This is a genomic window from Flavobacterium foetidum (assembly GCF_004634245.1).
In the GTDB taxonomy this organism is placed as follows: Bacteria; Bacteroidota; Bacteroidia; order Flavobacteriales; family Flavobacteriaceae; genus Flavobacterium; species Flavobacterium foetidum.
The window spans coordinates 378,273-395,497 of the sequence record NZ_SJTF01000002.1 but is presented as its reverse complement, the minus strand read 5'-3'; the positions used below and the strand labels follow the sequence as shown (position 1 = coordinate 395,497).

General features: G+C 35.8%; 13 protein-coding genes and 2 tRNA genes. 7 read left to right on the top strand and 8 right to left on the bottom strand.

Annotation, left to right across the window (positions count from 1 at the left end; translation table 11 throughout):
• Positions 1-34: 34 nt before the first annotated feature.
• From rimO to E0W73_RS04055, 3 genes are all read right to left on the bottom strand, one after another.
• Positions 35-1,348, bottom strand: a complete 1,314-nt coding sequence (gene rimO, locus E0W73_RS04065) for a 30S ribosomal protein S12 methylthiotransferase RimO (protein ID WP_135220814.1) — start codon at positions 1,346-1,348, stop codon at positions 35-37.
• 188 nt (positions 1,349-1,536) lie between these two features.
• Positions 1,537-3,054, bottom strand: a complete 1,518-nt coding sequence (locus E0W73_RS04060; RefSeq protein ID WP_135220813.1) for an OmpP1/FadL family transporter — start codon at positions 3,052-3,054, stop codon at positions 1,537-1,539.
• A gap of 42 nt (positions 3,055-3,096) precedes the next feature.
• Positions 3,097-4,134 carry a hypothetical protein gene (locus E0W73_RS04055; RefSeq protein WP_135220812.1) on the bottom strand — a complete coding sequence of 346 codons (1,038 nt, stop codon included), beginning with the start codon at positions 4,132-4,134 and terminating at the stop codon, positions 3,097-3,099.
• A 102-nt stretch (positions 4,135-4,236) separates the two neighbouring features.
• Here E0W73_RS04055 and proS point away from each other — a divergent pair, with 102 nt between their 5' ends.
• The 4 genes from proS (at position 4,237) to rpsT (ending at position 6,391) form a co-directional block, all read left to right on the top strand.
• Positions 4,237-5,715: a proline--tRNA ligase gene (gene proS, locus E0W73_RS04050; RefSeq protein WP_135220811.1), complete on the top strand. Its 1,479-nt coding sequence runs from the start codon at positions 4,237-4,239 to the stop codon at positions 5,713-5,715.
• An 81-nt stretch (positions 5,716-5,796) separates the two neighbouring features.
• Positions 5,797-5,868, top strand: a tRNA-Glu gene (locus E0W73_RS04045).
• Positions 5,869-5,913: 45 nt separating this feature from the next.
• Positions 5,914-5,985: transfer RNA gene (locus E0W73_RS04040), tRNA-Glu, on the top strand.
• A gap of 154 nt (positions 5,986-6,139) precedes the next feature.
• Complete coding sequence (gene rpsT, locus E0W73_RS04035; RefSeq protein WP_135220810.1) at positions 6,140-6,391, top strand: 30S ribosomal protein S20; 252 nt, start codon at positions 6,140-6,142, stop codon at positions 6,389-6,391.
• 143 nt (positions 6,392-6,534) lie between these two features.
• Here rpsT and E0W73_RS04030 read toward each other — a convergent pair whose 3' ends face one another.
• Together E0W73_RS04030 and E0W73_RS04025 are read right to left on the bottom strand one after the other, a co-directional pair.
• Positions 6,535-6,945: a response regulator gene (locus tag E0W73_RS04030; protein WP_135220809.1), complete on the bottom strand. Its 411-nt coding sequence runs from the start codon at positions 6,943-6,945 to the stop codon at positions 6,535-6,537.
• 3 nt (positions 6,946-6,948) lie between these two features.
• Positions 6,949-8,658, bottom strand: coding sequence for a PAS domain-containing sensor histidine kinase (locus tag E0W73_RS04025; RefSeq protein WP_135220808.1), 1,710 nt, complete (start codon positions 8,656-8,658; stop codon positions 6,949-6,951).
• 167 nt (positions 8,659-8,825) lie between these two features.
• On the opposite strand from E0W73_RS04025, the gene typA reads away from it, so the two are divergent.
• Positions 8,826-10,622 (top strand): translational GTPase TypA, encoded by a 1,797-nt coding sequence (gene typA / locus E0W73_RS04020; protein ID WP_135220807.1) that lies wholly within the window; start codon positions 8,826-8,828, stop codon positions 10,620-10,622.
• Positions 10,623-10,730: 108 nt separating this feature from the next.
• Here the strand turns inward: typA and E0W73_RS04015 are convergent, their stop codons facing one another.
• The 3 genes from E0W73_RS04015 to E0W73_RS04005 are packed head-to-tail and all read right to left on the bottom strand — an operon-like array spanning position 10,731 to position 14,850.
• Positions 10,731-13,085 (bottom strand): T9SS type B sorting domain-containing protein, encoded by a 2,355-nt coding sequence (locus E0W73_RS04015; protein WP_135220806.1) that lies wholly within the window; start codon positions 13,083-13,085, stop codon positions 10,731-10,733.
• Between the two features lie 13 nt (positions 13,086-13,098).
• Positions 13,099-13,935 (bottom strand): ABC transporter permease, encoded by an 837-nt coding sequence (locus tag E0W73_RS04010; RefSeq protein WP_135220805.1) that lies wholly within the window; start codon positions 13,933-13,935, stop codon positions 13,099-13,101.
• A 3-nt stretch (positions 13,936-13,938) separates the two neighbouring features.
• Positions 13,939-14,850, bottom strand: coding sequence for an ABC transporter ATP-binding protein (locus tag E0W73_RS04005; protein WP_135220804.1), 912 nt, complete (start codon positions 14,848-14,850; stop codon positions 13,939-13,941).
• Between the two features lie 107 nt (positions 14,851-14,957).
• On the opposite strand from E0W73_RS04005, the gene E0W73_RS04000 reads away from it, so the two are divergent.
• Together E0W73_RS04000 and E0W73_RS03995 are read left to right on the top strand one after the other, a co-directional pair.
• On the top strand, positions 14,958-16,010 hold the full coding sequence (locus E0W73_RS04000) for a hypothetical protein (RefSeq protein WP_135220803.1): 1,053 nt from the start codon (positions 14,958-14,960) through the stop codon (positions 16,008-16,010).
• Between the two features lie 277 nt (positions 16,011-16,287).
• Complete coding sequence (locus E0W73_RS03995) at positions 16,288-17,154, top strand: SdiA-regulated/phytase-like domain-containing protein (protein WP_135220802.1); 867 nt, start codon at positions 16,288-16,290, stop codon at positions 17,152-17,154.
• Positions 17,155-17,225 lie beyond the last annotated feature (71 nt).

Here is a 17,225-nt window from a genome sequence, read left to right as displayed (position 1 = left end):
AGTTATCAATAGTTAACAATTGTTACGTGTAAATTTAAGCAGGTTCTCCGTATAAATCAAATTCTGTCGCTTCAATTATTTTTATATTAACAAATTCGCCTGTTTTTACATAATGTTTAGTAGCATCGATCAGTACTTCATTGTCAACATCAGGGCTGTCAAATTCGGTTCTGCCTACAAAATGCCCGCCTTCTTTTCTGTCAATAATGCATCTAAAGATTTTGCCCACTTTTTCTTGGTTCAAATCCCATGAAATTTGAGATTGTAATTCCATTATTTCATTTGCTCTTGCTTGCTTTACATCATCTGGAACATTATCTTCTAAAAGATAAGCGTGGGTGTTTTCTTCGTGTGAATAAGCAAAACATCCCATTCTGTCGAATTTCATTTCCTGGACAAAATCTTTCAAAATCTCAAAATCTTCTTGTGTCTCACCAGGATATCCAACGATTAAAGTAGTTCTAATCGCCATACCAGGAACAGCTGCGCGAAAATCTTTTAAAAGTTGTGTAGTTTTAGCTTGAGTTGTTCCACGACGCATTGATTTTAAAATCGAATCAGAAATATGCTGTAATGGAATATCGATATAATTACAGATTTTTGGTTCTCTTTTCATTAATTCCAAAACATCCATCGGGAAACCGGTTGGGTAGGCGTAGTGCAGACGAATCCACTCAATTCCTTCAACCTTTGCCAATTCTTCTAGTAATTCTGCAAGATTTCTTTTTTTATAAAGATCAAGACCGTAATAAGTCAAATCTTGTGCAATCAAAATCAATTCTTTTACTCCGTTTTTTGCCAAACCTTGCGCTTCTTTCACCAGCTTTTCAATGGGCTGCGAAACGTGAGAACCGCGCATTAGCGGAATAGCGCAGAAACTACAAGGACGGTCGCATCCTTCAGCGATTTTCAAATAAGCGTAATTTTTTGGAGTAGTGGTTAAACGTTCTCCTAAAAGCTCATGTTTATAGTCGGCTCCAAGCGCTTTTAGCAACTGAGGTAATTCGGTTGTTCCGAAATATTGGTCAACGTTTGGAATCTCTTTTTCTAAATCCGGACGGTAACGTTCAGACAAACATCCTGTTACAAAAACTTTGTCTACGATTCCTCTTTCTTTTTTGTCTGCATATTCCAAAATCATGTTTACAGATTCTGCTTTAGCATTGTCTATAAAGCCACAGGTATTTATAACGATAATATTTCCTTCTTTCTCTGCAGGAGCTTCGTGTTCAACTTCTTTTCCATTCGCGCGAAGCTGTCCCATAAGCACTTCGCTATCATAAACATTTTTTGAACACCCAAGAGTGATAACATTGATTTTGTTCTTTTTTAAAGACTTGGTTCTCATACTTTTATAAATTGGAGTGCAAAATTACACTTTTTTTATTCAATCACACTAGTTTCGGCTGCTTTTAGATGTTTTTTATGAAGTGGAATTTGTATTAATGTAAACAAAGAATAATTTCTAGTTGCTGCCAAAAAAAATCCGCCAGAATACTATCTGACGGAAATTTTCATTCATCTATTAAATTTTAATTACAATTCAAATAATAAAGTGAGGGTTACATTGTTCATTTTTGATGCAATGTTTGCTGGATCGGTCAAGCCTTTGCTGAAAAATCCTTGGCTAGACTTTCTTTCCATGTAAGAATAAGCTAAATCCAATTTTGTTCCTCCGAAATTATAGCCTAAACCTCCTGAATAACTGTTAAGGTCTCCAATTGTAGATCCATTTTTGTATGGACTTCCTTCAAAGCGGTATCCTCCTCTAAGGCTTAGCTGTTTAATTTTATATTCACCTCCAATTCTCAATTCACCAGCGCTAGTTAAAGTATTGCTTATGCGCGAATTTAAATCTCTAAAATAAGCGTCGTCAGTCGGTTTGTATTTTGTATTACCGTAATCCTTTATGCCGTAATCAATGCTTAGTAATCCTGATTTTCCGAATACATAAGCGGCGCTAAATGTCCATTTTGCAGGTGTCTGTAGTGTATACGATTCGTAGACATTTACCAAATTCGGATTAACATCTGCGTAATTTTCAGGTCCGTTTGCCGCTTGGGTTGTCGTGTAAAGGCTTTGAGAAATCTCATCGTACAATTCGTACCAAGTATTCGACTCGTAGGCCAATCCAAGTCTAAAGTTGTTTGTTACTTTGGCAATCGCTCCTAATTGAAATGAGAATCCGTTTCCATAAGTGTACAATTCATTGTTAAATCTTAGATTAGAGATTGTTTCAGTTGGTTGCAACGGACTATTATTGCTTTCGTAAAAGCTGCTAGATCTTCTATAATCGGTTACATGAACGTTTAAGTTTGCCCCAAAATAAATTCGGTCCATGTAAGATGTTGCGATATTGAAGCTTACTTTGCTGTTGTAGCCTCTTTCGTGAACTTCGTTTTCCTGAAAATTTGGCCCAGCAGGAACATTAGAAGTGTATTGGGTGTTGTTATTATTGTTGGTTACCGGGTTGATAACAAAACCATAATAACCAAAGTAAGCTTGTTGTTCGCTGTAAAATTGATTTTCGTAAGCGATTCCCGTTATGTCTCCCAAAGCAACTGGATTATTTAAAGCATCTCCATTAGCGTAGGCTAAAAAATAATTCGCTACCGAATTTCTTGTATTGGTCCCGGCAGAAAAAATATCATTGTTAAAATTATTAGTGTTTTCGTAAGTAGCACCAATTGAGATCTTTTTCCATTTGCTGTTCGGATTTCTGTCATTAAAAACAAAGATGGCTCCAGCCTGATTCAGGATAAAAGAATTGTCTTTGTCTGAAGTATGCGTATTGAAATACTCTGAATTGTTTTTTGTATTAAGATTGCTGAAACTAATTCCGACCTGATTATTATTGAATATGGCGGATCCCGCAGGGTTCACGCTGATTGACGATAAATCACCTCCAACTGCACCAAAAGCGCCACTCATTGCTCTAAATCGGGCAGTTCCAGTTAAGTTGCCCTGTGAAAAACGCACAGCATCTGAAATTTCCTGTGAATGTGAAACGCTGGCAGTTAGTCCTGCTATTAGTAGGAAAAATATTTTTTTCATTTGGATGAATTTTAAAATAGAATTTAGTTTGGTGAATGGATGTTATCTTCTGCCGCCGCCACCGCCGCCTCTCATTCCTCCACCGCCGCCGCCACCGCCGTTGTAGGATCTTCCGCCACCGCCACCGCTGCTGTTCATAGAACGTGAAGGGCTAGGAGAGTAAGATCTTGATGAACCACTGTTGCTATTGTTGTAGTTTCTTGACGGTGTTGTCGTATTGTTGTTGTATGATCTTCTGTTAGAATAATCATAAGTGCTGTTTTGGCCTTGTGACGAAGCGCCTCTTCGGTTTGTAAACGTTGGGCTAGTGCTGTAGCTTCTATTGTTTACGCCAGAGCTTCTTCTGTAGTCATTAAAGTTAGCCGATCTGTTTGAGTTGTAATTTCTAGTGGTAGTGTAATTTCCTCTTGACGAAAAACTTCCTCTATTGGTTACGTAGTTTCTGTTGGAATAGCTGTTGCCGCGGTTTGAGTTGGTATAATATCGGTTTGAGGCATAATTTCTATTCCCGTAGTAAACAGAAGAACCTCTTCTTCCGTAAGCGTAGTTATAGTTGTATGCGTAACCGCCTCCCCAGTAGCCAGGATATCCCCATCCAGGTCCCCAGTATCCAGGGTATCCCCATCCCCAGTTGTAGTAAGGGTATCCCCATCCTCCGTAAGCTCCCCAGTAACCACCGTAACCCCATCCGTAGTATGGATATCCAAATCCAAAACCGAAAGACCACGCCGGATTAGAGTAAACATTTACAGAAACATCAGAATTGCTGCTTCCCCATGCTGGATAAGCAACAGCTGCGGTTTGGGTGCTGTCTCCCTCCTGATAATTACCATAATTGTCTACATCGGTAAAGATTTCAGTAGGTTGATTGTCGTCTTGTAATGATCTAAAGTAATCTCTGTATTGATTGCTGTTAGAATTATTATTCTGTACATAAGTGTTTGTTGAATTACCATATACACCATCATTGTCATGATAAGATGAATTTTGGTAAGAACCACACGACGCTAACAGAAAACTCAGTAATCCTAATAAGTAAAAATGATTTGAGTTTTGGCGAAGAAAAATAGAAGTTTTCATATCTGTGGTGTTTTTTATTGTTGCACATTACAAAAATAGTTAGTTTTGTCAAACTATTTAGTTAAAAATATTTAAAACAAAATTTGTGCCAAACTATATAATATGAGTAAGAACCTTACTACTAGATCAGAAGATTATTCTAAATGGTATAATGAACTGGTTGTCAAAGCAGATTTAGCTGAAAATTCGGGAGTTAGAGGGTGTATGGTTATCAAGCCTTACGGATATGCGATTTGGGAGAAAATGCAGGCTGAATTGGATAGAATGTTTAAAGAAACAGGGCATCAGAATGCATATTTTCCTTTGTTTGTCCCGAAAAGCATGTTTGAGGCTGAGGAAAAAAATGCTGAGGGATTTGCAAAAGAATGTGCCGTTGTAACACATTATAGATTAAAAAATGATGAAAGCAGACCAGGAAAGCTTATGGTTGATCCAGAAGCTAAGTTGGAAGAGGAGCTTATCGTGCGTCCGACGAGTGAGGCAATTATCTGGTCTACCTATAAAGGCTGGGTGCAGTCGTATCGAGATTTGCCTTTGTTGATAAACCAGTGGGCAAATGTGGTTCGTTGGGAAATGCGTACACGTCTGTTTTTGAGAACTGCTGAGTTTTTATGGCAAGAAGGACACACTGCCCATGCTACTAAAGCAGAAGCTTTGGAAGAGTCTGAGAAAATGATGAACGTTTATGCTGATTTTGCGCAGAATTTTATGGCGATTCCGGTGGTTAGAGGTTTTAAAACAGAATCTGAGCGTTTTGCAGGTGCAGATGAGACGTATTGTATTGAAGCGTTAATGCAAGACGGAAAAGCATTGCAAGCTGGAACGTCTCACTTTTTAGGGCAGAATTTTGCACAGGCATTTGATGTGAAATTTGCAAATGCAGAAGGAAAGCAAGAGCATGTATGGGGAACATCTTGGGGCGTTTCAACTCGATTGATGGGGGCTTTGATTATGACACATTCTGATGATCAAGGACTGGTTTTGCCTCCAAACTTGGCACCGATACAAGTCGTGATTGTTCCGATTTACAAGACAGATGAGCAGTTGGCTGAGATAAGTGAGGCTGTAAGTGCCTTAACTGCGAAATTGAAAAAATTGAGAATTACGGTTAAGTTTGACGATAGAACGACTCAAAAGCCTGGGTTCAAGTTTGCGGAGTGGGAATTGAAAGGGGTTCCTGTGCGAATTGCAGTTGGTCCAAAAGATTTAGAAAACGGAACTTTTGAGGTTGCAAGACGTGATACTTTGTCAAAACAGACAGTTTCGGCAGAAGGAATAGAAAATTATGTAAATGACTTGTTGGAACAGATTCAAAATGATTTGTTCGCTAAAGCATTAAATTATCGCGATACACATATTACCGAAGTGAATAATTTCGAGGAATTTAAGGAAGTTCTGAATGGTAAAGGCGGATTTATTTCTGCTCACTGGGACGGAACTGCAGAAACCGAAGAAAAAATAAAAGACCTAACAAAGGCGACGATTCGTTGTATACCTTTGGATGCTGTAGAAGAGGCGGGAACCTGTGTGTTTACTGGTAATCCGTCGTCAAAAAGGGTGCTGTTTGCTAAGGCATATTAAAAAAAATATATTTTTTTTGCGTTTGCTATTGTACAAATAAAAAATAGATGTATCTTTGCATCCGCATTAGAAAAGCACCATGGTCCGTTCGTCTATCGGTTAGGACGCCAGGTTTTCATCCTGGTAAGGGGGGTTCGATTCCCCCACGGACTACAAGTTATATTACATATTGAAAATTTCCAAACTTAGGAGAATTAAGGTCCGTTCGTCTAGGGGTTAGGACGCCAGGTTTTCATCCTGGTAACAGGGGTTCGATTCCCCTACGGACTACAAAAATTAGTTGTAAATTAGTTTTATAAAACAAAAATTGGTGTCTCGGTTTTTGTTTTATTAGTTAAAACCAAAGTGATTGTTTTGCAATTGTGGGAGGTTTTTCTTTTTTAACTAGTATTTATAATAATTATTACATCTAAAATTAAAAGAAATGGCAAATCATAAGTCAGCATTAAAAAGAATCAGAAGCAACGAAAAGAAAAGAGTTCTTAACAGATATCAGCATAAAACTACTCGTAATGCTATTAAAGCGTTAAGATTAGCTACTGATAAATCTGATGCAACGGCAAAATTATCAACTGTAATTTCTATGATTGATAAATTAGCTAAAAAGAACATCATTCATGATAATAAAGCTTCTAACTTGAAGTCTAAATTAACAAAACATGTTGCTAAATTGTAATTAATACAATTTGTTAGATATAATAAATCCTCTTTTTTAAAGAGGATTTTTTTTGTCTTGAATGCAAAGAAATTTTAAAAAAAAAAAGAAATTACAAATTCCAATATTGTTGGGATTTGGATTTTAAAATTGAAATTTCTGAATTACTGTAACCCAATTTTCTTTTTAAGGTATTCCAGCATTGCTTGTGTAATAGGTTTGGAAAGGAAATCTATAATAATTGGGTATTTTTTTGCTTTGGCTAAATCATCAGGGTCAATTGTGGAAGATAATACAATAACACTTGCTTTATTAAATTCAGAATAAGCCGAGGAGGTGAAATGATCAAGAAATTCCCATCCGCCCATTATCGGCATGTTCAAATCTAAAAAAATGAGTTCAGGTTTAATATTGCTTTTTGTGTTGGAATATTTCAAAGTGTTGAAATAATGTAGTGCTTCTTCACCATTTTGCGCAGTTATTATCTCATTCGAAAATGATGACCTGGCAATAACTTTTTTGCATAACATTAATGTGATCGGATCATCATCAATACATAAAATCTGCTCGAGCATAATTTAGTTTTTAAATGTTATTGTAAATGTAGTTCCTTTATTGACTTCGCTGTCAATTGCTATAGTTCCTCCCATTGTTTCGACCTGCGATTTAACAAGGTATAATCCTAGTCCTTTGCTGTCGGGGTAATTATGGAATCTTTGATAAAGTCCGAAAATCTTATCACGATTTCTTTCTAAATCGATTCCGATTCCGTTGTCTTTAAAACTTAATATTGTTTTATTGTCAATTTGTTCTGCAATGATAGAAATTTTAAGTTTTCTATTTTCAGATTTGTATTTTATAGAATTGGTAAGCAGGTTAAGCAGTATGCTTTCAAGGTATGCTTTATTCGTAATGAGCTTGGGTACTTTGTCAAATTTTAGCTTTATGATTGGTTTATGAAGTTCGATTTGAAATGAAAGCTGACTGAATACATTTTCAAAGACTTCCTGCAAAGAAACCTCTTCTTTCTGCATAGAGGGATTGTCTTTGATGATAATAACTTTTACAAGGTCGTTAATCGTTTCGTTTAATAAATGTGTTGATTTTGTAAAGCCAGCCAATATTTCCTCAAGTTCCTCATTTTCGATTGGAAGATCTTCGATTAGGTTTAAAAGTCCGATCAAATTAGAAAGTGGGGCACGCAGATTGTGCGATGTAATGTAAGAGAACTGCTTTAAGTCCTTGTTGTTCTGAGTTAATTCCCTGATTAGATGTTCTTTTTCTGTTTCTAACTTTTTTTCATCCGTAATGTCTCGTTGGATTGAAATCCAATGGGAAATAACTCCTTCATTGTTAAAAATAGGAATCATCGAAAATCTTACCCAATATTCTTCCTGTGTTTTGGTGTAGGTTATGGTTTCGATTACACATTCTTCTTCGTTTTTAATGGCTCTGAGAAGTTTTTTCAATTCTTCAGAATCAGATTTCGGACCTTTAAATATGTTGGTTGATTTTCCAATTATTTCGTCTGATCTGTATCCGGACATTTGGGAAAAAGCCGGATTGACATAAACAATTTTCGGGATTTTACGATCGACAGAATTGGCTTCTGTGATTAAAATTGAGTCTTTAGATTGTGTAATTACAGTTTCTAAAAGCTTCAAACGCTGTTCTTCTTCTTTTTGTTTGGTTATATCCTGAATAGCCCCAATCATCCTGATAGCTCTTCCGTTCTCATCTTTTAAAAGAAAGCCGCGGTCAAGAACGTATTTGTAGGTCCCGTCGGAACATCTGAAACGGTATTGATCTTGCCATTTTTCTGTTTTCTGTTCAATAAAAGAATATAGTTTTATAGACATTCGGATGCTGTCTTCTGGGTGGATTTTGTCAAACCACCACTTAGAGGTTTTTCCAACATCTTCAGGATTATATCCGAAAACACTTTCAATTCCTTTGTTCCAATTTATGCTGTCTTCCTGAATTTTCCAGTCCCAGATAGTGTCGCTAGTTGCCTTGGCTACAATGTCATATTTTTCATTTGACTCTTTTATTTCCTCGTTGGTTTGGTTTAATTTTTCGAATACGCTGCTATTGCGATTTTTATTTTTGGAAAGAATGTAGCTGAAAACCAGTCCGGTTGCAAGAATAAAAAGTATGTCTTTTACTAAAGAGAGCGAAAGATATTGTGATTCTGAAAAGTACAAAGAAAATAACTTATGGCACAGTACAGCCACGATTATCGAAATGCTGACGTAGATAAGAGTAATTTTGTGAGTTTTACTTTTCATTAATCAAATATAGTTAAATTAACTATAACTAAATAACAACAGAGTTCATTTTAAAGATTGCATTTTTTGGTTTTGTATTAACTAATTGATTGTATATACGCAAACTATAGTCGAAACATTTTTTTTTTGAAAATAAAGTGTACCTTTGCAGCCATTAAAAATCACAGATGGAATCTATTAGAAACATTGCAATTATTGCCCACGTCGATCACGGTAAAACCACTTTGGTTGATAAAATTATGTATCACTGTCAGTTATTTCGTGAAAACGAAAACACAGGTGATTTAATCTTAGATAATAACGATTTAGAGCGTGAGAGAGGTATTACAATTACTTCTAAGAACGTATCGGTTCAATATAAAGGGACAAAAATCAATATTATCGATACTCCAGGCCACGCCGATTTTGGAGGTGAAGTTGAACGTGTATTGAACATGGCCGATGGTGTATGTTTGCTAGTGGATGCTTTTGAAGGACCAATGCCACAAACGCGTTTCGTATTACAAAAAGCGATTGACTTAGGTCTTAAGCCTTGTGTAGTTATCAACAAAGTTGATAAAGAAAACTGTACTCCTGAAGAAGTTCACGAAAAAGTTTTTGACTTAATGTTTGAATTAGGTGCTACTGAAGAGCAATTAGATTTCCCAGCGGTTTATGGTTCTGCAAAAAACAACTGGATGTCTGACGATTGGAAAGTGCAAACGCAAAATATTGAGCCTTTATTAGACATGGTTATTGCTAATGTTCCTGCTCCAAAAGTAACAGAAGGAACTCCGCAAATGTTGATTACTTCTTTAGATTTCTCTTCTTTTACAGGTCGTATCGCTATCGGACGTCTTGAAAGAGGTACTTTGAAAGAAGGAATGCCTATTTCTTTGGTGAAAAGAGATGGAAAAATCATCAAATCTAGAATTAAAGAATTACATACTTTTGAAGGTCTAGGCCGTAGAAAAGTAGAAGAAGTTGTTGCTGGTGATATTTGTGCGGTTGTAGGTATTGAAGGTTTCGAAATTGGTGATACTATCGCTGACTTCGAAAATCCGGAAGCTTTACAAACTATCGCTATCGATGAGCCAACAATGTCTATGTTGTTTACCATTAACGATTCGCCTTTCTTTGGTAAAGAAGGTAAATTTGTTACTTCTCGTCACATCCGTGAAAGATTGACAAAAGAGTTGGAGAAAAACTTGGCGATGAAAGTTGGAGAAACTGATTCTGCTGATAAATTCATGGTTTTTGGTCGTGGTGTATTGCACTTGTCTGTTCTTATTGAAACAATGAGAAGAGAAGGTTATGAGCTTCAAATTGGTCAGCCACAAGTTATCATCAAAGAAGTTGATGGTGTGAAATGTGAGCCAATTGAGGAATTAACGATCGACTTGCCAGAAAACCTTTCAGGTAGAGCGGTTGAGTTCGTTACTATCCGTAAAGGTGAAATGCTTTCTATGGAAGGTAAAGGTGAGCGTATGATTATTAAATTCAACATTCCATCTCGTGGAATTATCGGTTTAAGAAATCAATTGCTTACGGCTACAGCTGGTGAGGCTATTATGGCACACCGTTTCATCGGGTACGAGCCATACAAAGGAGAAATTCCTGGACGTAACAACGGTTCATTAATCTCTATGGAAAACGGAAAAGCAATTCCTTATTCTATCGATAAATTACAAGATCGTGGTAAATTCTTCGTTGATCCAAACGAGGATATCTACGAAGGACAAGTAATTGGAGAAAACACTCGTAGCGACGATATGACCGTTAACGTTACTAAAACGAAAAAACTTTCTAACGTTCGTTCTTCTGGTGCTGATGATAAAGCTAGAATTATTCCAGCTATCAAATTCTCTTTAGAAGAAGCTTTAGAGTACATTCAAAAAGATGAATACGTTGAAGTTACTCCAAAATCTTTGCGTTTAAGAAAAATCTACTTGAACGAAAATGATAGAAAGAGATTTAAAATCTAATCGGGTTTTAAATCTCAATATAAAAAATCCCAAATTCCTTGCTGGAGTTTGGGATTTCTTTTGCGGTTTATTGGAATTTGGAATTTCAAAAATTTGGGATTTAAAGTTTTATCTTTTTAAACTAAAATGCCCTTTAGCAGTTTTTCCGTCCACAAACAATAAAGTAAACCAATAATCATCAGCAGGCATTTGCTGGCCGTTAAAAATGCCGTTCCAACCCGCGCTATTCTGATTCATTTGTTTTATCAATTTTCCGTAGCGATCAAAAATTGAAATAGTGTAATTTGGCATCTGGTCAATGTTTTTTATCGCCCATAAATCATTGTAATTGTCACCATTTGGCGTAAAAAATCTCGGATAATCCAGAACATATATCAAAAAAGAGTTTGACAAGCCACAACCGTTTTTATCTCTTGCAATCGCGCGGTAGACTCCAGGTACGACAGAACTAAAAAGCGGATTATCTTGAAAATCAGAGTTGTTTAGAGAAAATTCATAATTGCCTTCACCTTTATATTCTAATAGTATAGAATTGTCAATTCCGGAGAAATCTTTTACACGAGCACCAGTTATTACTGCTGGTTCTGATGAGATTACTTTGAATTTTTTAGTTTTTTGGCAATCGTCGCCATTGGTAACCGTTACAGAATAATCTCCAGAGGTAGTTACAAGAATTGAGTTTGAAGTATTTCCATTTGACCATAAATAACTTTTAAAACCAGAAGCGACTTCAAGAGTTTCTTGGTCTCCTTTACATAAAAATACAGTTTCATCTCCAAAATTGGCAGGATCGAAGGTGTTTACGATTAATTCTATCGGAACGATATCATAACAGTCTGACCCATTGACGGCTCTCGCATAAATAGTTTGACTGTTCGGAATATTATTTTTGAAGATATTAGGAAGCTGGTTTAAAGTCTGTACAGCATCGGTCGCAGTCGCATAATATTCTATTATCAAACTAGAAGGAAGGCCGTTTGTGATTTGAGGCGTAACCTGTGCATTTAAATCAAATTGATACAAGCCGTCTTGTACGGCATCTTCGTCACAGACAGCAATTGGAGCTTGATTGGGAATTACATAACTTGAAATTTGAAGCGTAATTTGTGCTGTCTTATAACAGTTCATGTTGTTCTCTAATCGAGCGAAAACGACCTGACCAGACATTTTGTTAGTGTAGCGTTGAGGATTTGCAATTGGATTTGTTTTTGATTGAGCATCAGCAAGTGATTCGTAAAATCCTTGCAACGAAATCTGCGAAGCATTATTTTTTACAATATTTGTCGTCTTAGTCAAATCAAAAATGCTGATTCCATCGTTGTCATCGTCACATTGTATCAATGTAGTGTCAGATGAGAGGATTTCTGGCATATATTCAATTGTAATTTCGCCGACATTAATACAGGCTGTGCTGGTTAAATTGGCTTCAACCTTATAAGTTCCTGTATTGGTAACATTGTATGAAGAACCAGAAGCTCCAGAAATCTGAACATAATTATTAGAGCTGTTTTTTCTAAACCATTTAAAAGTATAGAGAGCTGGGTCAAGTTTCGTATCCAGCAAGAAGTTTTCGCCAAAGCAAAGTGCGTTATTGTTGGCTACAGTTCTGTTTTCGCCGAAATTGATACTGCTTACAAAGCTTCCGCCTTCTATAAATACAGCCGAATTGTATTTGCGCGTATCATCATCTGCGATGACCAGTTTCAGATGGTATTTTTTTCCGGGAACTACATCGCTATATGCAGTCATGACAACAGTTTGTCCGGCATAATTAATCGGGCTTGTTTCGCTATTGTATCCATTGAAGTAATTTTCATTACTTGCAGCACAGCCATCTTTTATACCTCCGGTAGCAAGTACAACAGATTCTATTTTTGGATGAACAGTTGTGGCAGAAACTGCAACAGTACTGTTAGGAAGGACCGCTAAATTTTTATAATTTTCTGAACTGCCACTTTCTTTAATCAAAAAAGCGAAACCATCAGAATACAGACAAGGATAATACGATTGGTACTCGTTTGAAGCAAAAATATAATTAAATCTTAACGAGTTGGTCAATGCTGTAAAATCAAATTCTAAAACAGTAGCTTGTGTGCTAGTTGTTGTATTTAGTGCCTTGTTTAGGTCGGCATCTCCGGGCCAGCTTTCGATTTTTACCCCTTCAGAAGTTGCTTTGTTAAAAGGGCCTTCGGCATTTTTGCTTGGTGAAGTGCTTAAAACGACGCCTGTTGCAAACGGAAAACCGCTTCCTGCAGCACTAAATTCGCCATAACTTTGCCCAGTCGCAGTTGGGTTTCCGGTGGCTTTTACAGTTTCTGTATCAATGCAAGAGCTGTTTATCAAAACATTTTGTACCAGTTCGACTGGTGTTTTAGTTGGGTCAACAACAATATTTTGTGCTTTGATTTTAGTACCAAAAAAGCACAAAGTAAAAATTACGGCCCAGACTTTAAAACAGCTCATAGCATCAAATATACTACAAATCTCGATTTTTTAATAATTTGTAAGAAAAATAAATGAATAAAAAAGTCCAGATTACAACGATAAAACAGGCTAGATAATCTACATTATAGACACTGTCACTTTCGATTCCGATCTGCTTGCCGATGTTTTGAACAACCGACAATCTCGGTGCCGGATTAACGATTAAGTTCGACATGGCCTCTAAAGGAAAAAACTGTGCTATATATAAGTCTGTGTCGCTGTTAGGAAAAACTTTAAAAGCCAGAAAGGCTCTCATCATTCCTTCAAAAATGCTCCACGCCAGCAAAAAGCCTAATGCAAAAGCCGATCTTTTTACTAAAATTCCTAAAAATAAACAGAAGGAAAAAAAGCCGACGAGTTTGATGAAAAAAGCAAGCAGATAATCTAAATCCATTACTATGACATCTAGTTCCGTATATGAAGAAAACGTTAATCCGAGAATTAAGCTCATGACGAAAACAAAAACGGTCGAGCAGAGAGCAAACAAAACTACAGTTAAGAATTTAGACAAGATAAATTCTTTCTTGCTTAATCCGTCTATGAGATTTTGTTTTAAGGTTCCGTAACTGTATTCATTGGCCATCATAGATACAATTACGATTGCCAGAAAGAATTTTAGCCATGCAGCGACATAAGTATTGAAATGCCATATAAAAGGAAAATTGAATATTCCCATTTCTGCTAAATGAAATTTAAAAGGACCTATATCAAATTTTATAGCAGCAATCAAGGCTATAAATGAAAGTAAAATGAAATAAATTAGGGTTAGGACTCGGCTGGCTTTATTCATCCAGATTTTTTGTAATTCTATAGAGAGAAGTCTTTTCATGGTTTAGTTTTTTTGAATGGAGGCGTTTTTGGTTAATTCTAAAAATTGTGCTTCTAAGTTGTTTTTGCGTTTTACTAGATGGCTTAAAGCAATGTTTTTAGAAAACAAGTACAAGTTTAATTCAGACGCTGTTAAATCAGATTGCAGGTAAACCAAAATTTTTCCGTCTTCTTCTGCTGTTTTAGCAACGGCTGGATGCTGTTGTATAATAGTTTTTAACGCTTCATTGTCATTTGCCTGAAGTTCAAAAAAGCTTTCATTAGACGACATTCCGTCAACAGAACCGGAATATAATATTTCACCTTTGCGTAAAACAATCACCTGAGAACATACTTTTTCTACCTCGTCTAATAAATGAGAAGCCAGTAAAATAGTCGTTCCTTGTGAGGCTATTTTTTTGATGATATCACGAATCTGATGGATTCCCTGAGGGTCTAATCCGTTTGTGGGTTCATCAAGAATCAAAATTTCCGGATCATTCAAAAGTGCCGACGCAATTGCCAAACGCTGTTTCATTCCCAGCGAAAAAGTACTAAACTTACTCGTCTTTCTTTCAGTCAAACCTACTAATTCCAGTTTTTCATTGACTTTAGAATAATCGATGTTTTTGATTTTGCAAACCAGTTTAAGGTTTTCTTCTGCGGTCATGTAGGGGTAAAAATTGGGTCTTTCGATAATTGCTCCAACTTTTTTTAAGGCGTCGTGCGTTTGCAGTTTTCCATCAAACCAGCTATAATCTCCGGAAGATTTATTTACAACATTCAAAACAATTCCTAAAGTAGTCGATTTTCCGCTGCCGTTTGGTCCAAGAATACCGTAGACATGGCCTTTTTGTACTGTAAAGGATACATTTTTTAGCGCCTGAATACGGCCGTATCTTTTACTTAAATTTTCAATGGTTAAAATGGTTTCCAAATTTTTTCTGGTTTTAGTTTTTAATAGGACGAGCCAATTTGATTTTTGTTACTTTAAATTCTAACATTCAATCGTATTGATGTAAATTTGTATTAAAGATATTCAAAATGAGCGAACCCTTAATGGTTTTAAAAAAACCTTCTTATCCTTTGACACAACCACTTTTGAGTTATTTGGAACGTTATGAACGTATTTCAAAGGTTTCTGTGTTTTATGATGACCTGCTGCGTTTTTCGGGTTCGATAAATGTTTATGATAAACATGATCATGATACCCTCTGGATCCGGGTTTATTATAGCGAATACGAAAGAAATGAAATCGATTTAAACCTTAAAAGAATTTATTCGCTTCTTCATTCTGATGGTAACAGCGAAATTATTCAGTTTCTTAATATCGATGCAATAGATTATTGTACTTTCGGGAATTCGAAACCTTTTAGAATCAAAGTCCGAAATATTCTAAACGATAACTATGTCCATTTTTATATCAAGAAAGCAGATGCTTCACGAATTTACGGTCTAGAATTAGAAGATATTCTTTCCCCAGATAAAATCAATTTTCTGGTTTACAAAGACACTTTGATAGAGGAGCATATTATCGGAATTCCGGGTGATGTCTTTATGGATACGCTTCTGGATTCTTGCACAGAAATGGAAAAAGCTCAAATAGCAAAAGAATTTGTCAAGTTTAACGAACGTTGTATGATTCGGCTTTTGGGCGATATGCGCGCTTACAATTACGTGATTGTTCCGATTCACGATTTTGATCAGGTGGTGTATAAAATTCGGCCAATTGATTTTGACCAGCAGTGTTATGAAGGAAATTTCAAAGTTTATCGTCCACAGTTTTTTAAGGAAAACTTTCCGATGATTCAATTGATAAAAGAAAAACTCGAAGAGCGTTCTATTATTCAATATAAGGATGAAGAAAGGGCGATTCTTGCCAAACGTATTCATTCGGCAGAAAATAGAATCAAAAAACTGCTCAATATTATGTGCCATGATACGATTTCAACAGAAGAGCATTTGTTGCAGCTAAAAATGGAATTGTATCGGTATACAAATGATATGAAATTCAAAAACGCAAAATCTATGGGACATATCATGCATGCGGCGTTTGAGTTTATTACCCGCAATTTTAAAAACACTAATTTGGTTTAAAAATTTACCATATAAGTGATATAAGTTCAAAAAGTCAAATCATATAACCCATCGGATTTAATTAAAACAATATAAATTTTGACGCAGATTAGACAGATTCGTTGTTATGAAAATGGAGACAAAAACGAGTTTCTATAAAGAAAAATGCGTTTTGGTCCGCGTTTTTACGAAGTAAATCCGTTTTATCTGCGTGCTATTTTATTCAAAGTTGTATTTTTAAATATAATTATGCCCAACGGATTAACTTATATCATTTATGGTTGCAAAAAATAAATTTATGAAAAAGTCTTTTATAGTTATCTCTTCTATTTTTCTATTAGCTTGTCAGAAACAATCTGATTCTGATTTGAGAGCGCTTTATTCGCTTCCGAAAAAATTAAAAGAAGTTTCTGGAATTACTTATTTTCCTGAAACCAATATGATTTATACGCTAGAAGATAGTGGTAATAAAAATGCTATTTACGCAATTGATTCGAAGGGAAAAATAGCGAAAGCAATCACAATTTCGAACGCGACAAATGTTGACTGGGAAGATATTACCAAAGACAAAGCTGGAAATATTTACATTGGAGATTTTGGAAATAACGACAACGAACGCAGAGATTTGTGCATTTATAAAGTGAATAAAAACCAGTTAGATAAAAATCAAGCTTCTGCCGAGTATAAAATCTCATTTTCGTATCCGGAACAAACTGAATTTCCTCCAAAGAAAAAAGAGCTTTTTTATGATGTCGAAGGGTTCTTTGAATACCAGAATTACTTTTATCTTTTTACCAAAAACCGCAGCAAAGGTTTTGACGGAACTGCGTTTATCTACAAAATCAAAAATGCTCCAGGAAAGCAAAATGCAGTTAGGATAGGAGAATTTAAAACTTGCAATAATTACAATCATTGCGTCTTAACAAGTGCTACAATTAGTCCTGATGGTAAAAAAGTGGCTTTGCTAAGTCATGATAAAGTACTTTTGTTCAAAGGTTTTAAAGGAGATGTATTCCACAAAGGAACTCAAACTCAAATAGAATTAAACCATTTTTCTCAAAAAGAAGCTATCGTTTTTAAAGACAATAATACGCTACTAATTGCCGATGAAAAAACAAACAAAACGGGAGGTAATGTGTATGAGTTTAAACTTGTGAAGCACTGAGTAATGAGGTGCTAAGCTTCTAAGGTGCTAAGTTATTTTTGCCACGAATTGCACCAATTTCACTAATTTTT